This is a genomic window from Acinetobacter sp. Colony158 (assembly GCF_019264745.1).
Classification (GTDB): Bacteria; Pseudomonadota; Gammaproteobacteria; order Pseudomonadales; family Moraxellaceae; genus Acinetobacter; species Acinetobacter ursingii.
Genome location: NZ_CP078523.1, coordinates 688617 through 713069, shown reverse-complemented (window position 1 = coordinate 713069; position 24453 = coordinate 688617). Strand labels below are relative to the sequence as shown.

Genomic DNA, 24453 nt, shown 5'->3' with positions numbered 1-24453 from the left:
GCTCAGTCACGTTAAAAAMCGCTGTGCTAAGACGTGGTATTTAAAATTTGTTGTGCTGCACTCTCAACTTCACGAATACTGAGTTGAAGTTCCTCAAAACGATGTAATACCTCTTGAATGAAAGCATCATCGGCACGACGGCGTTCTTTTCTCAAGGTTGAAACGAATTGTTCAAAGTCGCCAGTGACATGTTGTAATTTTGGTGTGCCGACATAGCGAGTTGCACCATAAAGACGATGCAACACATGTTCCAGTTGAGGAAAATCTTCCAGTTCGATCAACTGTTGCATTTCATTGAGTTCAGTATCAAAGCTATCCACGAGCATTCTAAGTAAATCTTGCGCCAGATCTTCTTTGTTGGCTGCAAGTTGTAAGCTTTGCTGCCAATCTAAAATTGTGGGATCAAGCGCATCCATCAAAATGGTATTTTCAGGTCTGGTATTGCTGGCAAAATTATTTTTAGTCCATTCATTCAGGATTTGAATAATTTGTTCAATCTGAATCGGTTTAGTGACGTAATCATCCATCCCGACTTTCAGCAATTTTTGTTTTTCATCCGATAGTGCGTGTGCAGTTAAAGCAATAATCGGTAGGCGCATTTTGCCATCTAATGTCGATTCCAATGAGCGAATCGCGCGAGTGGTATCAATCCCTGACATGACAGGCATTTGAATATCCATAAACACAATATCAAATGGTTTTTCATCACGCTCAAGACGATTTTCAATAATACTCAAGGCTTCCTGACCACTGAGGGCTTTGGTGGTTTTCACGTTGAGTTCACCCAGTAATGCTTCGAGTACAATCAGATTAGGTAAATGATCATCTACCGCCAGTACGTGTAAGCCCTGACCATTAAATTGCTCATGCTCAGGTTCAAAAATAGGCTGATTGCTCAACAGTTGAATCAAGGCAGCACGACTCAGCGGCTGATATAGTGGTCTAGCTCGATAATCATGCAGCATATTTGGCTCAAGCGCCATTTGATAACCATAGACTGCGAGATTACCTGTATAGCGACTGCGAATTTCTTTGAGCAAGGCTTCCGTGTCACCACTATGATCAACAATTAACCAGGTGTTATCTGCGGATTTCAGGCTATTCAAGCGGCTGAACAGATCCAGAATAGATTGTGCTTCGGTATGTTGAACCTGATAGTTTTCAAGATAATGGCGTAGGATATTTGCAGTGGCAGGATGCGCCAGAAAAGACACCACATGTAAGTGTTGAAATTGTGGATGCACGATCTGATAATCTTCCTCCACTTGGAACAAGGCGGTAAACCAGAATGTTGAACCTTTTTCAGTGGGCGCGCGTTCCTGATTATCTTCAAACCCAATTTGGCCGTGCATGAGATGGACAAGTTGTTTGGAAATTGCCAAGCCCAGACCTGTTCCGCCAAACTGGCGTGTGACGGAAGCATCGCCTTGAGAGAAAGACTCAAACAGTTTTTTACGATCGGTTCCGCTTAAACCAATCCCGCTGTCTTGCACGCTAAAGTGAATCAGACATTGTCCAATATCATCATGTTCCATACGAACACGAACAATGATCTCACCATCAGGTGTAAATTTAATCGCGTTAGAAATCAGATTGGTCAGAATCTGTTTAAAACGTAATACATCCCCAATCACATGGGGTGGAATCTGGTCATCAAAATAAAATGCCATATCGATATGCTTTTGCGCCGCCAAAGGCGACAACATATCCATGACATCAAAAATCGCTTCTTCCAGATCAAACGACGCGGTTTCAAGCTCAAGCTTGCCGGCATCGATTTTGGAAAAATCCAATACATCATTAATCAAGGCCAATAAATGTGCAGACGATTTACGAATGGTTTGTAAATATAGGCTTTGCTCATTATTTAGATTTTGTTGACGCAACATTAGATGAATAAAACCATCAATACTGTTTAATGGCGTACGTAGTTCATGGCTGATATTGGCAAGAAAAACCGATTTGGCCTGATTGGCTGAAATCGCCTGATCACGTGCTTGTCGATAGGTAATATTTTGAACTTCAAGCGTATCCAGTGTGCGTCTTAAATCATCTTCAGTTTGTTCAGTATGTTCTTTAAGTTCTAAAAAGCTGAAATGCAGGCGTTTCACCATATTGGCAATATCACGCTGTAACAGTCGTAATTCGCCTGTACTGTTAATCACCATGTGTTGATCAAGTGTATCGGCATTGAGACGTTGTAGCTGCATCCGAATTTCATACATCGGCGCGATCCAGCGTCGCGAGTAAAAATTGAGACACAACAACAGCAATAACAGAGTAATGAGGCCTGTAATCACCAGTACGGTAAACACGCGATAACGTGCCAGTTGCAAAGGTTGATTGTCCATTTCAACCACAAGCCAAGTCGGTTGCTGTGCACTCTGAAGTTTAAGCCCATAAATACTATTATGATTATGTTTGATGGGACCAAAAAAAACCAAGTCTGGAATACTTGGCCAAAAACGGGTATCACGATAACCGATGCTGAGTTGCACTTGTCCTTGAGCATCAATAATGGCTGCGCGCTGTAAATTCCGTTCAGCAAACATGCTTTGCATAATGGACTGGGCATGATCGTATTGATCTGGACGCAATGTGACCAGTTTCAATAAATCTTCGGATGTACGCTGATAACGTGTTAATAATGCGGCTGCGGCATGACGTTGCTGTAATTTGGCTGAATTACTGGTTTCATTTAACACCAGTATAGTGCCAACGCCTGTCAATACCATGATCGGGACAAAAATCAAGGCAATGAGTTGACCATAAGCATGATTCAGATGTAAGCGTTTGGATAACTTTTTATTGAAATTTGACATAGCCCGATCAGATCTATCTCTTTGATCGGCATATTAACACGGCTTTGTCATAAACTGGCGAGGCTTTCAGCATTTTCAAGAAAAAGCCTGCGAAATGGGTGCAGTAAAGGTCATTTTTTCATACAATAGCCGCACCTCGATTTAGGTGTAGATCATGAGTAATACAGAACCTAATTTTTTTGCCGATGAATTTTTACTGGATCACTATGTAGGTAAAACACCTCTGGTTCGTTTACAGCGTTTAGCCAAAAATAGCCGAACGACAGTATTGGCAAAACTCGAGGGCAATAATCCCGCTGGTTCTGTGAAAGACCGACCTGCTTATAATATGATTATGCAGGCTGAAAAACGCGGTCAAATTAAACCTGGCGACACTTTGATTGAAGCCACCAGTGGCAATACCGGAATTGCACTGGCGATGGTTGCCGCGATGCGCGGCTATAAAATGAAATTAATTATGCCCAATAACATGAGTCAGGAACGTAAAGATGCGATGCTGGCTTATGGTGCGGAGTTAATTGAAGTGACTCAGCAACAAGGCATGGAAGGCGCACGTGATTTAGCTTTGCAGATGCAGACCGAAGGTCAGGGTTTAGTCTTAAATCAATTTGGTAATCCTGATAATGTCGAAGCACACTACTTAACCACTGGCCCTGAAATCTGGGAACAAACAGGTGGTAAAATTACCCATTTTGTCAGCTCGATGGGAACCACGGGTACCATCATGGGCGTATCCAAGTACTTAAAAGAGCAAAATCCAGAGATTCAAATCGTGGGTTTACAGCCTTCTGAGGGTTCTAGTATTGCGGGAATCCGCCGTTGGCCAAAAGAATATTTGCCGACGATTTTTGATGCATCTCGCGTAGATCGTATTATCGATATTCCACAGATTGAAGCGGAAAAAACCATGCGTCGTCTAGCGCGTGAAGAAGGCATTAGTGCAGGAACGTCATCGGGCGGAGCGGTTTGGGCATCGCTCAAAATTGCAGAAGAACAGCCTGATGCTGTGATTGTCTGCATTATCTGTGATCGTGGCGATCGTTATTTATCAACAGGTCTGTTCTCTGTGCAAGATCCTGAATAAACATTTTAACGAGTACTATTTAGAGATTATTATGCGCTTTCCGACACTGGTTTTTGATATTGAAACCTTGACCGATTTAAAGGCGGGGGCGCATTTATATCATTTGGATCTGCCTGATGATGATCTGGAACAAGCACTGAGCAAAATTCGCCGTCAGGAATCTGGCATGGATTTTCAGCGTTTGCCATTACATGAAATTGTCTGTATTTCTGGTTTATGGGTGGATGAGCATGGTTTAAGGCTGTTTTCTTTTAGTCAGGAACATTATTCTGAAGCTGAGATTTTAGCCAAATTTTTGTCTATTTTTGATAAACGCCATCCGAACTTAGTCAGTTGGAATGGTTCACAATTTGACTTACCTGTGATCCTATTTCGTGCCATGTATCATGGTTTGTCTGCCCCCAGTTTATTTGATCAGGGTGAGTTAGATACGCAAAAGCGTTATAATAACTACCAGAATCGTTATCATCATCGGCATATCGATGTGATGGATGTCATGGCAATGTTTAATGGCCGCAATTTTCAGAAATTGGACGATATCGCATGTTTGCTTGGCTTTCCTGGAAAACGTGGAGAATCGGGTTATCATGTACCAAGTTATGTTCAACATGAACAATGGCTGAAACTGACCAGTTACTGTGAAGGTGATGTACTCAATACCTGGCTGATTTATCTACGTTGGTTGTTACTCAAGGGTCAATTGTTGCCACAGGATCATGAACAGTGGATTCAGGCGACCATTCATTACTTACAGCAACAATCGCAACACCATGAGTTTTTACAGGTCTGGCAACAGACCAGTCATCATACTCCATTCACGCAACATTATTTTTCTTCAAATTCTCACGACTCATCACCCAACTCATCAAATCATTAGGTCATCTCTTGAAACACGCCACTAAACCTTCTGCTCAATCTCCTGTGTACACTTTTCAGGTCGAGTCCTTATCGCATGAGGGGCGTGGTATTGCGCATTTTGGAACAGATGTAGAACATCCTGAAGCCAAAACAGGTAAAAAAGTTTTTATCCGCTATGCGCTGCCGAGTGAAATCGTTCGCGCCAAAATCACGCATGAAACCAAACGTCTGGAAGAAGGGGAAATGCTCGAATTGTTGAGTGAACCTTCTCCATTGCGCGTAGCCCCGATTTGTCCTCATTATGGCATATGTGGCGGTTGTAGCATGCAGCATATAGATCTGAATGAACAGATTCAGTTAAAACAGGATGTATTGAAGTCACATTTGCAACATTTTGGTGGATTGCAAGCGACGCAGTGGTTGCCTCCTTTGCGTTCAGCGCAGCAGGATTACCGACATCGGGCGCGTATCGGTGTGCGTTATTTGCCTGCCAAAAAGCAGTTAATAATGGGTTTTCGTGAACATCAGAGTAATCGTTTAATCTCGATTGCTACTTGTCCAATTCTGCAAGTGCGGTTGTCAGAGGCTTTACCTGAATTAAAACAATTACTGCAAAGTCTAAAAGGCAAAGGCAGTATTGGTCATATAGAGTTGGCGATGGGAGATTCAGAGATTGCACTTTTGGTTCGCCATGTCGAGCCGCTCACTCATAACGATATAGATCAACTACTGGGTTTTGTAAAACAAAAAGGCTGGCAGCTTTATCTGCAACCTAAAAGCTTTGCGAGTAGTTTAAGAAGAATAGATGAACAAGCAGAGATGCGTCTACATTACAGTTTGCCTGAATTTGACTTAAATTTTGCGTTTTCGCCGCTTGATTTTACGCAAGTTAACCCAAGTGTAAACCAACAGATGGTACAATTGGCATGTGAATTGCTACAGCTACGACAGGGTGAGCGCGTGCTCGATTTATTCTGTGGTTTAGGTAACTTTACTTTGCCGCTGGCACGTTGTGTTGGAACAACTGGGCGAGTGGTGGGAGTAGAAGGTAGTGAGGACATGGTACAACGTGGAACAGAAAATGCGAAACGTAATGAAATTTCACAAGTTGAGTTCTATTCACAAGATTTAACAAAAGATTTTTCGCATCATTCTTGGGCAAAACAGGGATTTGATGCATTATTGATAGACCCTCCACGTGCGGGTGCATATGAAGTTATGCAGTACATTCCGAACTTTGGAGCAAAAAGAATCGTTTATGTATCGTGTAATCCAGCAACACTGGCAAGGGATGCAAGTGTACTGGCTGAGCATGGTTACCAATTAAAAAAAGCAGGGGTGATGGACATGTTTACTCATACGGGTCATGTTGAATCTATTGCTTTATTTGAAAAAATGAAAGAGCTAAACGATTAAAAATGAGTATCACCATAGGAGAATGGTATGGTCACAGTACGTGAACAGCTACCTGAACGACTAATTGAGTTGTCAGATGAAACGACTGTAGAACATGCCGAAGAAGCACAACGTGAACTGGCAGCATGGCTGGATCGCGTTCGTGATATTTTAGACGGGGCAGAGCTAACCAAGCTTGAAGAAATTGCTTATCTTATTTTACAAAAAGAGTTGACCCTAAATACCCACCATTCATCCAATACCTTTTCAACAGGCATTGGAATGGCTGATATTTTGGCACATTTACATGTCGACGAAGATACTCTGTGTGCAGCGATGCTGTATCGTTGTGTCCGTGAAAATGTCATTACACTGGAAGAAATTCAGAAAAAATTTGGAGAGCAGGTTTATAACCTCGTCAAAGGCACTTTGGCGATGGGTAAACTGTCTGAATTAATTGAAAAAAACAAACGTCTTGAAGATCACTTTAATAATAATCAGCGCGAACATTTAAGTGGCATTTATAAGATGCTGATTTCAGTGACTGAAGATGTCCGTGTTGTATTGATCAAATTAGCTGAACGGACACTGGCATTACGTGAGCTGGCGACGTCATCTCGTGAACGTCAGGAACGTGTAGCACGTGAAATTTTAACCATTTATTCTCCTTTGGCACACCGTCTGGGAATTGCCCAACTGAAATGGGAACTGGAAGATTTAGCATTTCGCTATTTAGCGCCAGATCGTTATAAAGAAATTGCATCTTTACTTAATGAAAAACGTCTTGAGCGTGAACAATACATTCAGTTTGTGATTGATAAGCTCAAGACCGAGCTTGCGGAACATGGGATTGAGTCTGAGATTACAGGGCGTGTTAAACATATTTATTCAATTTATCGGAAAATGAAGAGTAAAAACTTAAGTTTCGATCAATTGTATGATATTCGCGCGTTACGTGTTTTAGTCAAAAGCATTCCAGAATGCTATCACTCATTAGGGATTGTTCATCAAATCTGGCGGCATATTCCGCATCAATTTGATGACTATATTACCAACCCGAAAACCAATGGTTATCGTTCTTTGCATACCGCGGTGATTGCTGAAAATAAATCACTGGAAGTGCAAATTCGTACCTATGAAATGCATGAAGAAGCTGAGCTAGGGGTATGTTCGCACTTTAATTATAAAGAAGGCTCTAAAACCACAGATCATTCTTTTAATCATCGATTACATTCTCTTAGAGCGGTGTTGGAGCATTATCAGGAACGTAATGAAAGTAATGTCCATAAGCATGATGATGAATCAGAAAATTTAGAAGATCTTCAAAATTTTGAAGACTTTGAAAAGATTTATGTGTTTAGTCGTGATGGGGATATTAAAGAATTACCACGCGGTTCTACCGTTTTAGACTTTGCCTATCATGTACATACCGAAGTGGGTAACAAGTGTTATGCCGCGCGGGTGAATCAGCGTTATGTACCGCTCACATATGCCTTAAAAACAGGTGAGCAGGTTGAGATTTTAACCAAAAAAGATCGTGAGCCGAACCGTGACTGGTTGGTGAACTCTCTGGGTTATATTAAAACTGCTCGTGCGCGTGATAAGTTACGCCATTGGTTTAGACAGCAGGATCGTAGTAAAAATCTGGAAGTCGGTCGTGAAATTCTGAATAAAGAATTGGCACGTTTGGCGATTCATCCAAAAAGTATTGATCTCAACGATTATTCATCACACTTTAACCTCAAAACAGGTGATGACATATTAGTTGCACTGGTCAGCGGTGACATTAGTCTGCATGCCTTGATTAATCAGGTTAATCGTCAAATGCATCTGGACAATGACGAACCTGAACTGGTACTTAAACCGACGCTGAATCCGCGTGCTAGTCATACTCTGTCTGCACATGGTATTTTGATTGATGGTCTGGATAATGTTGAACTTCACATTGCTCAGTGCTGTCAGCCTGTACATGGTGAATCCATCGGTGGTTATATTACGTTGAATCGTGGCGTGAGCATTCATAAAGTAGCTTGCCCAGATTATTTGCGCATGATCAAAAATGAACCAGAACGTGCAGTTGAAGCAGATTGGGAAATGCAGCCGACTCGTGGTCAGAGTGTGCAGATTGTGATTGATGCCTATGATCGTCGTGGATTGCTCAAAGATCTGACACAAGTGATTTTTTCAGATCAAATCAATATTCGTCAGGTCAATACCATCTCAGAAGCTGATGGGATTGCCAATATGAAGCTGTTGATTGAAGTCAAAGGCTTGGCGCAGTTATCTCGCTTGCTGGCACGTTTAGAGCAACAACCTGGAATTATTAGCGCCCGTCGCTTGGTACAGGGCAATTAAAATTTATATCTGAAACCATGAAAAACAAAGAAGCCCATCTTAAATAGATGGGCTTCTTTATGAATCTGGAGAAGATGCTGAAGAATTAGATCAGCATCTGATGATGATCATTATTCAGAAACTGCATTGCGTTTTTTGACATTACGCATCAAAGTTTCCAGACATTCGCGATGGTGACTTAAACGATGTTCGAGTAATTGAAAATCGACTTTAAGTTTATGATCCATTTGATGAATCTTTTCTGCCATTGCGGCTTTTTTAGCATGCAACTCTTGTTCTTTCAACTTCGCCCAGTCGTTAAGTGTCAGGGTAAATGCCTCATACTCTTGAGCAATACGCTGCTTCATTTGAGCAAGGTCAGTGTTGACATCATGACCATAGATGGCCAAATCTTGCTCTGCATATTTAAAACGCATCGCTAACTCAGCTTTTTGAATGTTAAAACTTGGAATACGGCGCAAGTTTTTGGCTAAGCCCAGTTTTGAACACGACCAGATCAACCATTTGGTCGGGTCATATTGCCACCATTTCACTCCATTACGGTAGTCGTATTGGAAAATATGGTGATAGTTATGATAACCCTCACCCCAAGTCGCAATCGCGAGCCAGAAATTATCACGTGCCGTGTTTTCATCCGTATAAGGACGTTTGCCCCACATATGACACAGTGAGTTAATAAAGAACGTCACATGATGGCTGAGAATTAAACGAACCAATCCACCTAATAGCATGACGCCCCAAACATCACCGACAGCCCAGCCCACAGCGCCAAGAATGACGACATGAACCGCAATGACCAGTGGAATGTAATATTTGTGTTGGAACATCACCAGTTTGTCATTGAGTAGATCTGGTGCATTTTTGAAATTTGGTTCTGCTGCTGGGTAGTCACGTAACATCCAGCCAAGATGTGCGTACCAGAAGCCTTTTTTGATGGAATATGGATCTTTTTCAATATCGTCTACATGGCGATGATGGGTACGGTGTCCTGAAGCCCAGAAAAGGATACTGTTTTGAACCGCAAAGGTTCCCATAATCATCAGGATGATTTTTAACGGTAAAGTCGCTTCATAGGCGCGATGTGCCCACAGGCGATGATAACCAGCCGTAATACCTAGACTGCTCATACCTAAAAGTACAAACATACTCACCCATGATGCCAAGCTAAAATCATGGTGATAAGCGTAAAGTGGGATCGCAATAACCGCGACAATCGGTAAAAAAACTAAAGCAAAAATTGCAATCCAGTTGATTGGGGCTTGAGTTGCGGGAGTATTCATCTCCATCAGCGCTCCTGGAAACCTTTTTGTGAAAGGTTAAAATAGTACTATCTGGCCCTGAAATTATAACGAACATGACGGGCTACGAATTCATCATATTAACATGAGCGAACACATGTTCACTAGCAATATTGTACAAGTGTATTGATCAAAACAGTAACAGAATTCAACAATGTGCTTATTGATTTTATCGCAAGATCCATCATGTTTATGAAAGATAAACGATGCAATCAATAGGGTAGGCATTTTGTGAGACATTCTTTACGCAACTTACTGTTTTTAAGTGTGGTTTTCGCTTTGGTAGGCTGTCAAAGTACAACAGCACCCATACAAAAAAATAACGGCAAACCAGCATTAAACGCCCACCATCTCAAACAGTCATCTGTTCAGCCTTCGCGTAAAAGTATCGATGGTGTACAAGATGTGACTTGGCAGATTACATCTGTCCTGCAAAAACGCGCTAAATTTTTTAATCAAATGCCTTTTCTGACATTGAACTCAGCTGTGCAAACTGTACAAGGTAATACGGGCTGTAATACGATTTATGGTCGTTATACCTATAACTTTGCCTTACAGCAACTTGATCTGGATGTTCGGGCAGGCCACCAAAGTTGCGATGGTGCATTGGCACAAGAAGCTGAGTTGATGGATGTCTTACAACGTGTGAAACGATTTAAGTTGCAAGGTAATCAAATATTGTTGTTGGATCAAAGTGGGCAAATTTTAGTTCAAGCCCAAAAGAAATAAACTAGTTTGGATCAGTGAAGATTTAATGATCTTAAAGTGCTGCCAACATTTGCTTTGGATAATCCGTGATCAGACCCTGAATGCCTTCATCCCTGAGTTGTTTGGCACGGTCGATATCATTGACTGTCCAAACACTAATGTTTAACTGCGCTTGCTGGGAAAGTTGTAGCATGTCGTGGGTGGCCAGTTGATCCATCCAGCCAATATGACAGCATCCTAGCTTTTGAGCTATTTCAATAGCTTGAGCCTTGATATCTTCTTCAATTAAAAAGCCGCGCTTAAAGCTGCTGTTTTGTTGTTGTAGAGAATACAGAATTTTTTCATCAAAACTGGTGATGGTGACTTGTTGCTCAAAGCCCTGTAAATATTGAGTTAAGCTTTGAGTAAGTTTTTCAGCATCTACTTGAGTGTTGACCGCTTTAGCCTCAACTTCGATATGATCAAAATCATGTAGTAGATTTAAAACCTGTATAAGTGAAGGCGTGTATTCAGCTTGAGGCCAATTCTGCCAGTTGTGACGATGGTCAAATTGTTGTAGATCGATATTCTGATCATATACCGAGCCAGCAATACCTGTAGTCCGCAAAAAATTATCATCGTGAATAATCATAAGTTGATCATTGCTGAGTTGACGAATATCAAACTCAACAGCGCGAATGCCTAAGTCTCTTAAATACTGAAAACCACCCAGTGTATTTTCAGGTGCTTCGCCCCGTGCGCCACGATGACCAATGATTTGCATAGTTGAGTTACCCAGAATATGACCTTGTGATTTTAAAATTTAAATCGTGTCATTAATATTACGTTGCCATAACACTTCTGAGCCACCACTTTCACGCTGTAAGGTCCGAGATGCCACAAATAACCAATCTGACAAACGATTCAATAATTGTAATGAGGTGGTTTGAATATTTTGATCGCGTTGCTGGACCGTAATCAAACTGCGTTCTGCACGGCGACATACCGCACGAGCTTGATGTGCATAACTACAGGCCAAGCTACCAGAAGGCAGAATAAACTCTTTAAGCATTGGAAGCTGCTCATTCATCTGGTCAATACTTTGTTCTAAGTACTCAATGCTGGCATCTTGCAACAAGGTATAGTTCGGGATACAGACCTCACCGCCTAAATCAAACAGCCAGTGTTGAATCAGACTTAAATGTTTTTCCCATTTTTCTTTTTGAGTCGAATCTGAATGGGCAATTTGAGCACGTAATACCCCTAAAATTGCGTTCAACTCGTCCACTTCACCGAGTGCTGCAATACGTAGATCATCTTTAGAAACGCGAGAGCCATCGCCCAAACCTGTGGTGCCTGCATCGCCAGTGCGTGTATATATTTTACTTAAACGGTGTCCCATAAATTTTCCTTCAAAAAAAGGATAATGTCGGTCATTACATTATCCTTAAACTGCGCTGTTTAAAATATTTTTATCTATTTTTGTTTAATACGAAAGCGTTACTCCTGCTGAAGCAAGACGACCGCCGTTGATGTAGTAACTACCGCTACCATAGGCTGTGCGATAGTTTGTATCTCCGATATTTTGAATATTGGCGAATACTTGAACATTCTGGTTAATATTGTAATGACCATGCATATCAATGCGTAAGTGACCTGGAACTTTTACATCATCATAGGCGCTATTGTCATAAGAACCATTTGCCATCACAGTCGTCGAGAAACCATAATGCTCATCTTGCCAGCCAGTAGTTAGACTCACATTCTGACGTGGACGACGGCTCAAGTCTTCATGAGTGTTATCATCTTTGGCGCGAACATAGTTATAACCTAAATTTGCATAAAGATGTTCACCTTGCCATTTGATATAGGCTTCGCCACCTTCCATTTTAGCTTTGTCTACGTTCTCCATTCGACTGCCACTATAGTTAATTAAGTCATCGACTTGAGTAGTATAGAGTGATAGGCCTGTAGAAATGTTGTAGGCTAGTTTTTGGTCAACCCCAATTTCATAAGAAATACTTTCCTCTGGTTTTAACTCAGGATTACCGCCGTAGGCATACATGTCATTTAAAGTCGGTGCTTTAAAGGCTGAACCAATATTTGCATACACGCTAGTAAGAGGAAGTAGTTGGTAGCGAATTGCACCTTGAGCAACGGTATGGGTTCCAAATTTTTCATTATCTTCAACCCGTAAACCCACTTGGGTATTTAAACCAGCTTGATTATATTGGTGTTGGATATAATAACCTGTTGAATCAATATCTTCGCTGTATGGTGTGCCGTAAGAGATTACATCACCATCAATATTGCGATGCGTTACACCTAACAGAATATTTTGATGTGCAGTAAAATTCCATTTCCCATAGAGTTCCGCTTCTTGAGTTTTACTATGAACAAAATCATAACTGTTGAGATAATTAGGATCTTTTTGGTTAATATCATCCTTAAACTGAGATAAACGTGCATTTAACTCGATATCCTCGAGCAATTTTACTTTACCTTTTAAATTAATGACTTCATTTTTAAAATCTTGATTGACCAAGCTGCCATAGTTGTCATAAGCACTATTCCCTTCATTTTGGCTATAATCAACGGAAGCAGCGTAGTTCTCTTTGTCTACACCAATTTTGGTACTAAAACCTTTTTGATCATAAGAAGCATCCGCTGCATTGGCACTGTCTTTAACAGGTGTTCCATCAGTTTCAAGACGCTGACCGCGTACTTGCGCATAAAAACCATTTTCTGCTAAATCTGCACCAACGACAGATTTATAGGTTTTATTTTCGCCAACTTCGCCTGTCACAAAGGCTGAGTTCTTTTCTGGTGTTTTTGAAATCAGTTGAACCACACCCGAAATTGCATCAGAACCATAGAGTACAGAAGCAGGCCCTTTCAAGACTTCAATTTGTTTAATATCTGTCGTATCGATAAAAGGCAAAGATGCCGTTCCCGAAGTAGCAGAGTTTAAGCGAACACCATCTCGTAAAATCAGAGTTTGGTTTGAATTACCGCCACGTAAAAAAATTGATGCTGTTTGCCCATAACCACCACTTTGCACCATATTAATGGCAGCTTCGCTCATTAATAGATCTGGTAAAGATGCAATTGGAGATTGTTCGAGTATTTGAGGTTCAATGATAGAAATCCGCGCAGGGACTTCACTCACTTTCTCTGCACTTTTAGAAGCTGTAACGACAATAGGATCAAGTTTGGTGGCATTCGTTGATTCATCTGCAAATGCAACAGATGAAAACCCCATCGCAATAGCGATAGCACCCACTAAACGAGTAGGTTGTAAAGAAATAGACATGATGTGCTCCATACATTCACCCCACGTGAATGATTGAGTTAAAGGATGCAACAAGCAGGTCTCCGGACTTCAATATTATACCTATGAGGGTATTCACATATTCACCTTCCCACATCTGATCATGCAGTGGTGTTAAGCCTAAATTAGCCTAAAAAATATGCTTTACATTGTTACCGTTGCGGGGGCAGTGCTGGAGTTTCACCAGCTTCCCTATGGCGATTGCTTTGACTTGTTGCCATTTGGGCGAAGTATAAAGTCTGGCTGTGAATTAAACAATCTGAATACGATCTATTCACACTAAGTTTTTCCGCAACAGAACGAAATTGCATTACAATAGCTTTCTTTTTATGATTTATAGATGGCTATAGATCAGGCAACCAAGAGCCATGTCCTTATGCGAACGCGCGCAAAAATTTGCGGTATTACCCGTTCTCAAGATATTTTATCGGTCGTTCAGGCAGGCGCTGACGCCATAGGCTTTGTATTTTTTCCACCAAGTCCGCGTTATGTTAGCCCAGCGCAAGCACAGCAACTCATAGAACATATTCCGCCGTATATACAAACAGTGGGTTTATTTGTGAATGCCAGTGCAGAACAGATTCAGACAACACTTGAGCATGTCGCATTAGATATCATACAGTTTCATGGCGATGAAACGCCTGAGCAATGCCAGCAGATAGCGAGCATCTGTAAACGCCGTTGGTATAAAGCGCTTCAAGTCAAACCTGATCTGGATGTCGTGGGTGAAATTCAGCGTTATCAGGCTGCGGGGGCCAGTGCAATTTTACTCGATGCATGGCATCCTGAACTCAAAGGTGGAACGGGTCATCAATTTGACTGGTCGAAGTTTCCTCAAATAGATATTCCTCTGATTTTGGCAGGAGGCCTAACGCCTGAGAATGTCGAAGATGCGATTGAAATAACACATGCTTACGCGGTAGATGTGAGTGGCGGTGTAGAATCTGCCAAAGGTATCAAAGACCAACAACTTATAGAAAGATTTATGCAAGGAGTCCAACGTGGATCAGCAAAACGCTAGTCAAAACGGTCAGATGGTTGACTATACGCAATATCCAGATGCTCGTGGGCATTTTGGTATTCATGGCGGACGTTTTGTGTCAGAAACGCTCATGGCGGCTTTGGAAGATTTAGAAAGTCTTTATAACCGTATGAAAAATGACGAGCAATTTCTGGCAGAATTCGACCGTGATCTGGCTTTTTATGTCGGACGTCCTAGTCCGCTATATCATGCAGAGCGATGGTCGAAACACTTGGGCGGAGCGCAGATCTATTTAAAACGTGAAGACTTGAACCATACAGGTTCACACAAAGTGAACAACACCATTGGTCAGGCATTATTGGCGAAACTTTCAGGTAAAAAGCGGATTATTGCTGAAACGGGTGCGGGTCAGCATGGTGTTGCTACTGCAACAATTGCCGCGCGTTTGGGCATGGAATGTGTGGTTTACATGGGTGCTGAAGATGTCAAACGTCAGGCGATGAATGTTTATCGTATGCGTTTACTCGGTGCAACGGTTGTGCCTGTGCAAAGTGGCTCAAAAACCTTAAAAGATGCCATGAATGAAGCCATGCGTGACTGGGTCACCAATGTTGACAGCACCTATTATGTGATTGGAACCGTGGCAGGGCCGCATCCGTATCCGCAATTGGTACGTGATTTCCAATCGATTATTGGTCGTGAAGCACGTCAGCAAATTCAGGATCAGGCAGGTCGTTTACCTGATGCTCTGGTGGCTTGTGTCGGTGGTGGTTCGAATGCAATGGGCTTATTCTATCCATTTTTGAATGACTATGATGTCAAAATGTATGGTGTCGAAGCGGCTGGTTATGGTGTCGAAACAGGTAAACACTCGGCACCACTCAATGCAGGACATGTCGGTGTACTGCATGGTAATCGGACTTATTTGATGAGTGATGCACAAGGTCAAATTATAGAAACGCATAGTATTTCAGCAGGTCTGGATTATCCTGGTGTAGGGCCAGAACATAGTTTCTTAAAAGATATGCAACGTGTGCAATATGTGCCAATCAACGATGACGAAGCCTTACAGGGCTTCCGTGATTTGACCCAGATTGAAGGAATTATTCCTGCACTCGAAAGCTCTCACGCAATGGCTTATGTCACTAAATTGGCACCAACCATGTCGAAAGATCAAATTATTATTGCGACCGTTTCAGGTCGTGGTGATAAAGACTTGATGACGGTTGCCCGTGTCGATGGCGTGGAAATGGTTGAAATGTAATCTTCAACTTATTTATTTTCAGGATTTAGGCTGCCGATCAGGTGGCCTTTTTCTTCAACAAAAGAGAATAAAAATGTCAAATTTATTTGTGGTCATGCTCGGTGGTCGTCATGTTCGCGCCAATACCGAAGTGCATGATGTGGTCTTTGCCATCGGATCTTCGCTAGAAGACATCACGCCGCAACTGAAACAAGCATGGTTTGGCGAGCTAAAAGGTCTACATATCGATGCGTGGATGAAGGTAAATGGTGTAGAGTCCGAAGACGTATCTTATCAAGTTCATTTATCTCATGCCGCTCCCGCTGCAAAGGATCAAAAGCTATATTTGATTAATTTGGGCGGCTACGATGCACGTGAATTTGGCGAATTACATCGTTATGTTTTGGTAGTTGCAACCGATGCCACCATAGCCAAACAACGCGGTAAAGCTTATATCGATCAAAAATGGCAAAAAGCCCATACTGATCGGGTGCTTGAGGTGGATGATTGTTTAGCGATTGATTGTATTCATGGACGTTATATTCATTTAGTTCAAGGTTCATTTGCTCCAAATCATTGGGAAAATACCTATCTCACTTTGGCTTAAATGTTCGGATCTCAAAATAATCGTGTAGAAAAACAATATGTTTTTCATCTATAAGTGAAAATTGTGTAAAATTTGCACGTGTGTCCTGATTTTTAAATGGATCATTTAAACGGATAACTGAAAATGGATTTAATACAAGAAAGTGGCCAACCACGTTATGGTCGTTTTAAGGAAATTCCGAGTGCGATTAGCCTCAGTCGTTATGTCTATCAATCGCCTTTTGGCAAGATAGAAAAAGGCTGGCGACGTAAACTGAAATATAAGAAATTTAAATTTTGTAGTATTCAGCACGAACATTATTCGATTGGTTTAGCCATCGCCGATATTGCATGGGCAGGGCATGGTTTTTTTTATATTTATGATCATGCAACCCAACAAGTGCTGGAGTGGAATGCCATTCAGCCTTTGGCGCGTAAAACGCATGTTGATGAGCAACCACAATTTAACCAAAGTTATTTTTACAAAGCACCGTTTGAAATTGAAATGCAACAAGCCAATGGTGTGCGCTATGTACGTGTGACCAAATATGGTGAAATTAAACTCAGCGCGCGAATTTTCTGTGCGGGAACGGAACCTTTAAGTTTATGTTCCCCCAATGGTATTAATGGCTGGACCTATACTCAAAAGAAAACCACACTGGCGGTTGAAGGGTATTTTATCAATAAACAAAATCAACTGATTGAGTTTAATGATAAAACCTTTGCGGCTTTGGATGATACCTGCGGATTTTTACGACCAGAGACCGCGTGGTTCTGGCTCTCCTGTAATTTTTGGGATATGCAGGGACAGCGTATTGGTATTAATTTGGCCTCTGGGGTGAATGAAAGTTTTGGGAATGAAAACTGTCTGTGGGTCAATGGTAGACTCTATCCGCTTAGCGATGTCTTGTTTGAGCGCGTACAGGAAAATCGCTGGCGTATACGTTCTCTGGATGAAAAGTTGCAACTTGAAGTTGAAACGGGTTGGCGACGTTATGAAAATATTAATCTCAGAATGGTGGGCAGTCAGTTTAGCCAATGGCAAGCTAACGTCACTGGGCAGATTCAACTCGAACAGGGGAATGTGATTCAGCTCAATGCTGAATATGCCTTGCTCGAACAGCATTATGCCAAATGGTAATGTTTCGAGTTAACAGCAGGCTTTAATAGCCTGCTTGCCAAAATGCTTGACCTGCTAAAATAGGATCACCAGTTTCTTCGTAGGTTTTGACCCAGACATCGTATTGATGAATCACAGGATGCTGGCTGGGATGAAAGTCAGATTTATACCAGTCCAGATATTCCTTTTTCATCGCCGTTAAAATTCCCTTGCGCCCTAAAAACCACGGTAAGCCTTTACGAAACAATTGCAAACGCTGCCGACCATTAAAACCATCACAACGTAACATGACATTGGCACGATATAAGGTGAAGCCGAGCATCAAAGCGGTGGTGATCGTCAGCGCAAATTTACGTGTGACTTCGGGAACTTCTCCGACCTGTTGCATCACGTCAAAAGCCACATCACGATGCTCCATTTCCTCAATCGAATGCCAAGCCAACAAAGCCCGAACATAAGGGTGAACCTCTTGCAGCGTTGCTTTTTTGCTATAAAAGGTTTCTGCCATCAATGCAGTCAAATGTTCTGCCGCCGCAGTCATGGCGATATTGTATTGCGGTGAACGTTTGGTGAGCTCAAAGCGGAAAATCTTTTTGAGTGTAGTGGTAAATTGCTCAACGGGCATACCTTGCTCTTTCATGAGTTGATTCATTTTGTCATGGGCAATGCCATGCTGAGCTTCTTGTTTGATAAAGTCAGCCACTCGTGCCTGTAAGTCAGGATCCTGAATCTTGTCACGAAATAATCGGACGCACTCGATAAAATAACGTTCGCCATCCGGAAAGGTCAGACTCAGTGCATCAAAAACTCGAGTTCGAAACGGATCACCTGCAAACCAAAAACGAGGAACATCTTCAAGTTTAAAGTCTAGTTTGCTGCGCACCACGGGATCGACCTGATATTGTACATGGGCATTCATTTGTTTTAATTCTCGGTTGAAACAATGGTTTTAGTATGGCGACAATCATCCGTTTTGTTTTGACAGTTGTTGCCATATTTTATACAAATAGCGACATGAGACAAAAAGGATGTCGCAATGTCAGTAAAAATTATAGTGGGATATGTACGCCTTCTACATCGCGTCTTGCAACATTATCAACTGGAATCTCTGCTGAGTGGTTCAGAACAACAGTCGCAATGGCAACAATTGACTAATGCATTGAACAACGATGCTGAACAGGGTTTCGATTTAACAGTTTATCTACAGTTGATGAAGCAACTCCAGCGGTATTTTAAACGTCCGGTTAGTTTGGTTATGGCTGAACAAGCCAGTTTGCAGGACGCGGGAATGATGGGCTATCTGGCATCCACCAGTTTAAACTTACAACAGGCGATGTATTTGCTTGAGCAATATTATCCCTTACTATTTCAACAAACCAATCTGGAACAGCTCAAAATTGTGGAGCAGGATCAACAGATTCAGATCATGTGGAGCGCAAATTATCAGGATTACCGTGAAATTTATGAATTGAATTTGTCATTAATCTTTAGAATTTCGAAACTGATTGCGCAGGAACAATTGATCCCGCCTCGTTTGATTCAGTTAGGACTGCCCCCGCATTTATCATTAAGTCATTATGAGCAGTTTTTTGGCTGTAAAATTCAGCTGTATGTGGGTCAATATAAAATCTGCTTTGATCAACAGGTATTACAAGCAAGAAGTTTTGCTGCCGATCAACAACTCAATCAGGTGTTATCTACGCAAGCTAAACAGTCCTTACAACAAGCGGATACGTTTGAGCACCGACAGCAGTTATTAAAACAAAAAGTCTGGGGTTTTATTGAACAAGCATTAAAACAACAAAATGAAGTCATTCAGGATTATGTGGCTAGACAAATGCATTATTCTGAACGAACTTTACAACGGCAGCTCAAATCTTATCAGCTTAATTTTCAGGATATTCTGGACGAATATCGTCTAAATTTAAGTCAAACTTATTTAAAACAAGGGCGTTCACTGGTCGAAATTGCCGCATCATTGGGCTATGCTGATCAAAGTGCTTTTGGTCGGGCCTTTAAACGCTGGACAGGGAAAACGCCAAAACAGTTTTTAAAACAACTGTAGGGTGATGAATAAGTCGCGCTGAATCAAATAAATATCCTGAGAATGGACTAAATTTTACGTAGACAACTGCAAAAGTACTTGATTCGATCATCCGTTTTTATACCAGATATATCAAACTGCCATATTTTTCATAAAACCAGAAATCGCTGCAATGGTCTGCTGATGTTGTTTATATTTTTGTTTTTTAGATCATTTTTAGAATAAATTTTAATTTAATTTCATATTTTATTGTTTGAAATAACATTAAAAAATAGGAAGCTTTGATCATTGAGAAAAACAACAAAATATTGATAAATGTACGCTCTGGGTTGTAGGGAATCACAACAACAGCGTACATAGCAACGTGAAGACTGTTCAATGGACAAAAAATAGCGTTACAATGCGGTGTTCTGTATTTCTACAAACAACTCCTCAGTTTATAAAATCAAGGAAAGCACAACCCTATGTCACGTCTCGCCACTCGTTTCGAACAGCTTAAATCCCAACAACGTAAAGCGTTGGTTTCTTATGTGATGGCGGGCGATCCTGAGCCACAGGTCACAGTATCACTGTTACATAAAATGGTCGATGCAGGTGTGGATGTGATTGAACTGGGCTTACCCTTTTCCGACCCAATGGCAGATGGGCCAGTGATTGCACTTGCGGCTGAACGCGCGTTAGCGGGTGGAACCAATACGCTTGATGCACTGAATATGGTCAAGGAATTTCGTCAAAATGATACCGAAACACCTGTGGTTTTGATGGGATATTTAAATCCTGTTGAAGTGATTGGTTATGAAAAATTTGTATCAACTGCGAAAGAATCTGGTGTAGATGGCATTCTTTTGGTGGATATGCCGCCCGAAGAAGCCAAAGATTTGGATGCTGTATTAAAGCAGCATGATATGGATCAAATCTTTTTGCTCGCACCAACCTCAACCGATGAGCGTATTCAACATGTCGTAAAACAAGCCAGCGGCTTTATTTACTATGTATCACTTAAAGGCGTAACAGGTGCAGCAACCCTAGATACTGCTGAAGCTGCGGCACGTATTGCCAAGATCAAAACACATACTAACGTACCTGTGGGTGTGGGTTTTGGGATTAGTGATGCGGCATCTGCAAAGGCTATGGGACAGGTTGCCGATGCGGTAATTGTGGGAAGTGCTTTAGTTAAACCTTTTGCTACATTGGCAATCGACCAAGCGGTTGAACAAACGGTCAATAAAATCAAGGAGCTTCGAGCTGCGCTCGACGAGTTAGTATGAATCAAGAAGTGAAATCAGGGAAAATTCTTAGCCCATCGACGCCGTGGACTGAACGTCATGTTCCTGGCATCCACACGCCTGATGAGCAACAAGTGCTTAAGGCAACATTTACTGAGCCAACGATTGAATGCCCTGAATGTCATGCATTGGTGACACGTACTGCAATCGCATTCAATGCCTATGTTTGTCCACAATGTGATGAACATTTGCGTATGAAAGCACGTGATCGTCTAACATGGTTTTTTGATCAGATCCAAACCGAACTGGGTCAGGAATTTGCGGCCAAAGATCCACTTAAATTTGTCGATAGTAAGCCTTATCCTGAGCGTATGCGTGAAGCACAAAGCAAAACGGGTGAAACAGAAGCTTTGGTTGTGATGCAGGGGAGTCTTAATCATATCCCAATGGTCGCCTGTGCCTTTGAATTTGACTTTATGGGCGGTTCAATGGGGACAGTTGTAGGTGATCGCTTTGTTCAAGCGGCTGAACGTGCAATTGAACTTAAACAACCTTTAATCTGTTTTGCTGCTTCTGGCGGTGCACGTATGCAGGAAGGCATGTTGTCGCTGATGCAAATGGCACGTACTTCTGCTGCAATTCAGAAAATGAAAGATGCTCATTTACCCTACATTGTAGTTTTGACTCATCCTGTTTATGGCGGTGTCACAGCATCTTTGGCAATGCTAGGTGATGTACATATTGCTGAACCGAAAGCTATGATTGGTTTTGCGGGTAAGCGAGTGATCGAACAAACCGTTCGTGAAAAACTGGATGAACCGTTTCAGCGCGCCGAATATTTGCTTGATCATGGGGTAATCGATCAAATTGTTCATCGACATGCATTACGTGATACTGTATCCCGTATCGTGGCGAAATTGATGAATTTACCTTGAAACCTGATGCTCCAAAAATAACAGATAATTTAGATACATGGCTCGATTATTGGGGCCATGTTCACGTTACAGGGATTGATTTAGGTCTGGAACGTGTGATTCCAGTGGCTGAGGCTTTGGGTGTCATGCAACCGCAAGCCAAAGTATTTACCGTGGCTGGAACCAATGGTAAAGGATCAACGACCACCACCTTAGCTTCCATTTTAAATGAACAGGGTTATCAGGTTGGCCTTTATCAATCGCCCCATATTTATCGTTTTAACGAGCGGGTTAAATTAAAGGGTCAGGAAGTTGATGACCAGACTTTAATCGATGCTTTTGTCCAAGTGGATCAAGCGCGTCGTCAGTGCGAGTTAAGCCTTTCCTTTTTTGAAGCCACGACTTTGGCGGCGTTTGTTATTTTTAAACAAAAACAATGTGATGTCTGGGTACTTGAAGTTGGTTTGGGCGGTCGTCTGGATGTGGTCAATGTGATTGATCCCGATATTGCTGTGATTACCAATATTGGTCTGGATCATACCGATTGGCTGGGCGATAGCATTGAAAAAATTGCGTTTGAAAAAGCAGGGATTATGCGTCCCGATATTCCTGTCATTTTTGCTGGTTTACAAGATTTACCACAAGCGATTCAAACTCAAGCCGATCAAGTCAATGCCAAATTATACGTGGCGCAACAAGATTATTTTTATCAAGCTGCGGGTGATGGTCAAAGCTGGAATTTTGCATCATCAGGAACCACATTAAAACTTCCACTGAGTTCCCTAGCACTGGAAAATATTTCGACTGCGGTGGCTGCGGTACTTTTGAGTGGATTAGATATTTCTCAGGCAGCATTGAGCAGCGGAATCAAAAAAGCCCAATTGGCGGGTCGTTTTGAACAGCGAGTCATCGCAAATAAAACCGTTATTTTTGATGCTGGTCATAATGCACATGGTGTAGAATTTTTGTTAAAGCAATTGCGAAATTTCTTGGAATACAATAAACAGTACACAGAAGTTGTTGCTGTATTTTCAATGTTGGCCGATAAAGATATAAAATCAGTGGTAGAGCGATTAAAACCCACTGTTTTGAATTGGAAAATTGCGCCGTTAAATGTTCCTCGTGCTGCACCCTTATCTCAATTGATGGATGCATTACAAGGTGAGACAGTAGACAGCTTTGAAAGTATCCAAGAGGCGTTTAAATTAGCACTTGAGCAAACCAACAATAATCAGCTAATTTTAGTCTGTGGTTCGTTTCATACATTAGAAGCGGTGTGGGAGTATTTGGAATAATGTCAATGAATAACAAACAGCGCTGGATGGGCGGTGTTGTTTTATTAGGTGGTGGTGTTTTATTGGCAGCATTACTCCTGAAAGGAAAAGAAGAAATACACCAAACGCAAGTTCAAACTCAACCAAAAGTCGAACAACCTGCAAAGGACAATAATCGTTCAAATCAGGCGGGCGAAATGGTTCAGTTACAACCGCTCGCAGTTGATGTTGAAACGGAAAAGCGTTTACTTGAAGAACAGCGCCGTGCGCGTGAAAAAGCGGTGGCAGAACAAGAAGCTCGTGCCGCAGACTTTCTAGCGCAACAACAACAGGCCGAGGCGGCAGCCGCACGTAAAGCCGCAGAAGAATATGCAGCGATCAATGCGCGTCGTAATGCTGCTCAGGAAAGTTCAGACAATATTCCGCCAGAAATCACGGATCAAACAAAAAATACAGCGCAAAATACTGCACAAAAAGCCACAGACCAAAAAAAGTCTGAACAGCAAAAACTTGATGCAGAGAAAAAATTGGCTGAGCAGAAAAAACAAGCTGATGCTCAAAAGCTGGCTGAACAGCAGAAAGCTGAACAATTGAAAAAGCAGAAAGAAGCCGAAGCCAAACGTAAAGCTGAGCAAGAACGCGTTGCCGCAGAGAAAAAGGCAACTGAAGAAAAACAGCGACAGTTAGACGCGGAAAAAGCAGCCAAGAAAGCGGCTGAAGATAAACGTAAAGCTGAAGCTGAGAAAAAAGCAGCGGATGAGAAAAAGCATAAAGCCGAAGAAGACGCCAAGAAAAAAGCAGAAGCTGATAAAGCACGTGATTTGTTGGAAAATGGCGATAAAAACTGGATGGTACAAGTGGCTTTAGCTGCCAACCAAGCCAATGCAGATGCAGTGGTTTCCAAACTTCGTGCCAAAGGCTATAAGGTCACCACCAGCCCTACTTCTAAAGGCATTCGAATTATGGTGGGGCCATCTAAAAGCCGCGAAACTGCCGATGCTGCACGGAAGAAAATTGTGTCAGATAGCAGTTTGAATATGAAATCAGCTTGGGTGATCGACTGGGTTCCACTCGATCAGCGTTAAGTGTTTTTGGCAGTGTTATTCTTGCTGATGATTTAAGATGGATTCGCGAGTTGCTCCCGAATCCATTTTATATTTTCAGGCGTAAATATTTTTTCAATATTCACCCAGATTGGGTGGTAGCCGTAACTTCCGTATTTCATTTCTTGTACG

General features: G+C 41.8%; 20 protein-coding genes, 1 pseudogene and 1 riboswitch. Of the genes and pseudogenes, 14 read left to right on the top strand and 7 right to left on the bottom strand.

All coding sequences use genetic code 11. The features are described 5' to 3' along the window. Nucleotides 1–26 precede the first annotated feature (26 nt). Nucleotides 27–2822 carry an ATP-binding protein gene (locus tag JR005_RS02690; RefSeq protein WP_151721808.1) on the bottom strand — a complete coding sequence of 932 codons (2796 nt, stop codon included), beginning with the start codon at nt 2820–2822 and terminating at the stop codon, nt 27–29. A 154-nt stretch (nt 2823–2976) separates the two neighbouring features. Between JR005_RS02690 and cysM the strand changes: the two genes are divergently transcribed. Genes cysM through JR005_RS02670 form a run of 4 tightly spaced genes read left to right on the top strand, consistent with a single transcriptional unit; the run spans nt 2977 to nt 8514 of the window. Beyond that, complete coding sequence (cysM, locus tag JR005_RS02685) at nt 2977–3906, top strand: cysteine synthase CysM (protein ID WP_004991298.1); 930 nt, start codon at nt 2977–2979, stop codon at nt 3904–3906. 31 nt (nt 3907–3937) lie between these two features. Further along, nucleotides 3938–4783, top strand: coding sequence for a 3'-5' exonuclease (locus tag JR005_RS02680; RefSeq protein ID WP_044433833.1), 846 nt, complete (start codon nt 3938–3940; stop codon nt 4781–4783). Between the two features lie 8 nt (nt 4784–4791). Further along, entirely contained in the window at nt 4792–6180 is a 1389-nt protein-coding gene (rlmD, locus tag JR005_RS02675) for a 23S rRNA (uracil(1939)-C(5))-methyltransferase RlmD (protein WP_218665515.1), read from the top strand. A gap of 27 nt (nt 6181–6207) precedes the next feature. Then, nucleotides 6208–8514: a RelA/SpoT family protein gene (locus tag JR005_RS02670; protein ID WP_218665514.1), complete on the top strand. Its 2307-nt coding sequence runs from the start codon at nt 6208–6210 to the stop codon at nt 8512–8514. A gap of 110 nt (nt 8515–8624) precedes the next feature. Here the strand turns inward: JR005_RS02670 and JR005_RS02665 are convergent, their stop codons facing one another. Continuing rightward, nucleotides 8625–9794, bottom strand: coding sequence for an acyl-CoA desaturase (locus JR005_RS02665; RefSeq protein ID WP_035253960.1), 1170 nt, complete (start codon nt 9792–9794; stop codon nt 8625–8627). Nucleotides 9795–10043: 249 nt separating this feature from the next. Between JR005_RS02665 and JR005_RS02660 the strand changes: the two genes are divergently transcribed. Continuing rightward, nucleotides 10044–10541: an META domain-containing protein gene (locus JR005_RS02660; protein WP_044433828.1), complete on the top strand. Its 498-nt coding sequence runs from the start codon at nt 10044–10046 to the stop codon at nt 10539–10541. A gap of 31 nt (nt 10542–10572) precedes the next feature. Here JR005_RS02660 and JR005_RS02655 read toward each other — a convergent pair whose 3' ends face one another. From JR005_RS02655 to JR005_RS02645, 3 genes are all read right to left on the bottom strand, one after another. Next, complete coding sequence (locus JR005_RS02655; RefSeq protein ID WP_125269255.1) at nt 10573–11283, bottom strand: glycerophosphodiester phosphodiesterase; 711 nt, start codon at nt 11281–11283, stop codon at nt 10573–10575. A gap of 39 nt (nt 11284–11322) precedes the next feature. After that, nucleotides 11323–11901 carry a cob(I)yrinic acid a,c-diamide adenosyltransferase gene (locus tag JR005_RS02650; protein WP_004991281.1) on the bottom strand — a complete coding sequence of 193 codons (579 nt, stop codon included), beginning with the start codon at nt 11899–11901 and terminating at the stop codon, nt 11323–11325. Nucleotides 11902–11985: 84 nt separating this feature from the next. Continuing rightward, on the bottom strand, nt 11986–13812 hold the full coding sequence (locus JR005_RS02645; RefSeq protein WP_125269254.1) for a TonB-dependent receptor plug domain-containing protein: 1827 nt from the start codon (nt 13810–13812) through the stop codon (nt 11986–11988). A 35-nt stretch (nt 13813–13847) separates the two neighbouring features. Then, nucleotides 13848–14060, bottom strand: a riboswitch (cobalamin riboswitch). A gap of 146 nt (nt 14061–14206) precedes the next feature. Between JR005_RS02645 and JR005_RS02640 the strand changes: the two genes are divergently transcribed. From JR005_RS02640 to JR005_RS02625, 4 genes are all read left to right on the top strand, one after another. After that, on the top strand, nt 14207–14851 hold the full coding sequence (locus tag JR005_RS02640; RefSeq protein WP_267313004.1) for a phosphoribosylanthranilate isomerase: 645 nt from the start codon (nt 14207–14209) through the stop codon (nt 14849–14851). A gap of 13 nt (nt 14852–14864) precedes the next feature. Then, nucleotides 14865–16076: a tryptophan synthase subunit beta gene (trpB, locus tag JR005_RS02635; protein ID WP_171455428.1), complete on the top strand. Its 1212-nt coding sequence runs from the start codon at nt 14865–14867 to the stop codon at nt 16074–16076. Between the two features lie 73 nt (nt 16077–16149). After that, entirely contained in the window at nt 16150–16662 is a 513-nt protein-coding gene (locus JR005_RS02630; RefSeq protein ID WP_125269251.1) for a DUF1543 domain-containing protein, read from the top strand. Between the two features lie 123 nt (nt 16663–16785). Then, nucleotides 16786–17781 (top strand): DUF2804 domain-containing protein, encoded by a 996-nt coding sequence (locus JR005_RS02625; RefSeq protein ID WP_125269250.1) that lies wholly within the window; start codon nt 16786–16788, stop codon nt 17779–17781. A 22-nt stretch (nt 17782–17803) separates the two neighbouring features. Here the strand turns inward: JR005_RS02625 and JR005_RS02620 are convergent, their stop codons facing one another. After that, nucleotides 17804–18679 carry a metal-dependent hydrolase gene (locus tag JR005_RS02620; protein ID WP_125269249.1) on the bottom strand — a complete coding sequence of 292 codons (876 nt, stop codon included), beginning with the start codon at nt 18677–18679 and terminating at the stop codon, nt 17804–17806. A 117-nt stretch (nt 18680–18796) separates the two neighbouring features. Between JR005_RS02620 and JR005_RS02615 the strand changes: the two genes are divergently transcribed. The 5 genes from JR005_RS02615 to JR005_RS02595 all read left to right on the top strand — a co-directional run bounded on the left by JR005_RS02615 (nt 18797) and on the right by JR005_RS02595 (nt 24303). Beyond that, nucleotides 18797–19825: a helix-turn-helix domain-containing protein gene (locus JR005_RS02615; RefSeq protein WP_125269248.1), complete on the top strand. Its 1029-nt coding sequence runs from the start codon at nt 18797–18799 to the stop codon at nt 19823–19825. Nucleotides 19826–20268: 443 nt separating this feature from the next. Beyond that, the gene (gene trpA, locus JR005_RS02610) at nt 20269–21072 is read left to right on the top strand and encodes a tryptophan synthase subunit alpha (RefSeq protein WP_125269247.1); all 804 of its coding nucleotides are present in this window, start codon (nt 20269–20271) and stop codon (nt 21070–21072) included. After that, nucleotides 21069–21965, top strand: coding sequence for an acetyl-CoA carboxylase, carboxyltransferase subunit beta (accD, locus tag JR005_RS02605; RefSeq protein WP_044433806.1), 897 nt, complete (start codon nt 21069–21071; stop codon nt 21963–21965). Before trpA ends, accD begins: the two co-directional genes overlap by 4 nt. Continuing rightward, entirely contained in the window at nt 21962–23239 is a 1278-nt protein-coding gene (folC, locus tag JR005_RS02600) for a bifunctional tetrahydrofolate synthase/dihydrofolate synthase (protein WP_125269246.1), read from the top strand. Before accD ends, folC begins: the two co-directional genes overlap by 4 nt. Continuing rightward, entirely contained in the window at nt 23239–24303 is a 1065-nt protein-coding gene (locus JR005_RS02595) for an SPOR domain-containing protein (RefSeq protein WP_171455411.1), read from the top strand. The genes folC and JR005_RS02595 overlap by 1 nt, the downstream gene beginning before the upstream one ends. A gap of 32 nt (nt 24304–24335) precedes the next feature. Here JR005_RS02595 and JR005_RS14400 read toward each other — a convergent pair. Beyond that, a pseudogene (locus JR005_RS14400) lies at nt 24336–24453 on the bottom strand (protein tyrosine phosphatase); the annotation flags it as partial.

Bases quoted from the DNA above. Each gene is read 5' to 3' on its own strand.
- JR005_RS02625 (WP_125269250.1), top strand. From the start codon at position 16,786: ATGGATTTAATACAAGAAAGTGGCCAACCACGTTATGGTCGTTTTAAG.
- trpB (WP_171455428.1), top strand. From the start codon at position 14,865: ATGGTTGACTATACGCAATATCCAGATGCTCGTGGGCATTTTGGTATT.
- JR005_RS02615 (WP_125269248.1), top strand. From the start codon at position 18,797: ATGTCAGTAAAAATTATAGTGGGATATGTACGCCTTCTACATCGCGTC.
- JR005_RS02690 (WP_151721808.1), bottom strand. From the start codon at position 2,822: ATGTCAAATTTCAATAAAAAGTTATCCAAACGCTTACATCTGAATCAT.
- trpA (WP_125269247.1), top strand. From the start codon at position 20,269: ATGTCACGTCTCGCCACTCGTTTCGAACAGCTTAAATCCCAACAACGT.
- JR005_RS02665 (WP_035253960.1), bottom strand. From the start codon at position 9,794: ATGAATACTCCCGCAACTCAAGCCCCAATCAACTGGATTGCAATTTTT.
- JR005_RS02680 (WP_044433833.1), top strand. From the start codon at position 3,938: ATGCGCTTTCCGACACTGGTTTTTGATATTGAAACCTTGACCGATTTA.
- JR005_RS02670 (WP_218665514.1), top strand. From the start codon at position 6,208: ATGGTCACAGTACGTGAACAGCTACCTGAACGACTAATTGAGTTGTCA.
- JR005_RS02645 (WP_125269254.1), bottom strand. From the start codon at position 13,812: ATGTCTATTTCTTTACAACCTACTCGTTTAGTGGGTGCTATCGCTATT.
- JR005_RS02595 (WP_171455411.1), top strand. From the start codon at position 23,239: ATGTCAATGAATAACAAACAGCGCTGGATGGGCGGTGTTGTTTTATTA.
- JR005_RS02630 (WP_125269251.1), top strand. From the start codon at position 16,150: ATGTCAAATTTATTTGTGGTCATGCTCGGTGGTCGTCATGTTCGCGCC.
- accD (WP_044433806.1), top strand. From the start codon at position 21,069: ATGAATCAAGAAGTGAAATCAGGGAAAATTCTTAGCCCATCGACGCCG.
- JR005_RS02655 (WP_125269255.1), bottom strand. From the start codon at position 11,283: ATGCAAATCATTGGTCATCGTGGCGCACGGGGCGAAGCACCTGAAAAT.
- JR005_RS02650 (WP_004991281.1), bottom strand. From the start codon at position 11,901: ATGGGACACCGTTTAAGTAAAATATATACACGCACTGGCGATGCAGGC.
- JR005_RS02620 (WP_125269249.1), bottom strand. From the start codon at position 18,679: ATGAATGCCCATGTACAATATCAGGTCGATCCCGTGGTGCGCAGCAAA.
- JR005_RS02640 (WP_267313004.1), top strand. From the start codon at position 14,207: ATGCGAACGCGCGCAAAAATTTGCGGTATTACCCGTTCTCAAGATATT.
- cysM (WP_004991298.1), top strand. From the start codon at position 2,977: ATGAGTAATACAGAACCTAATTTTTTTGCCGATGAATTTTTACTGGAT.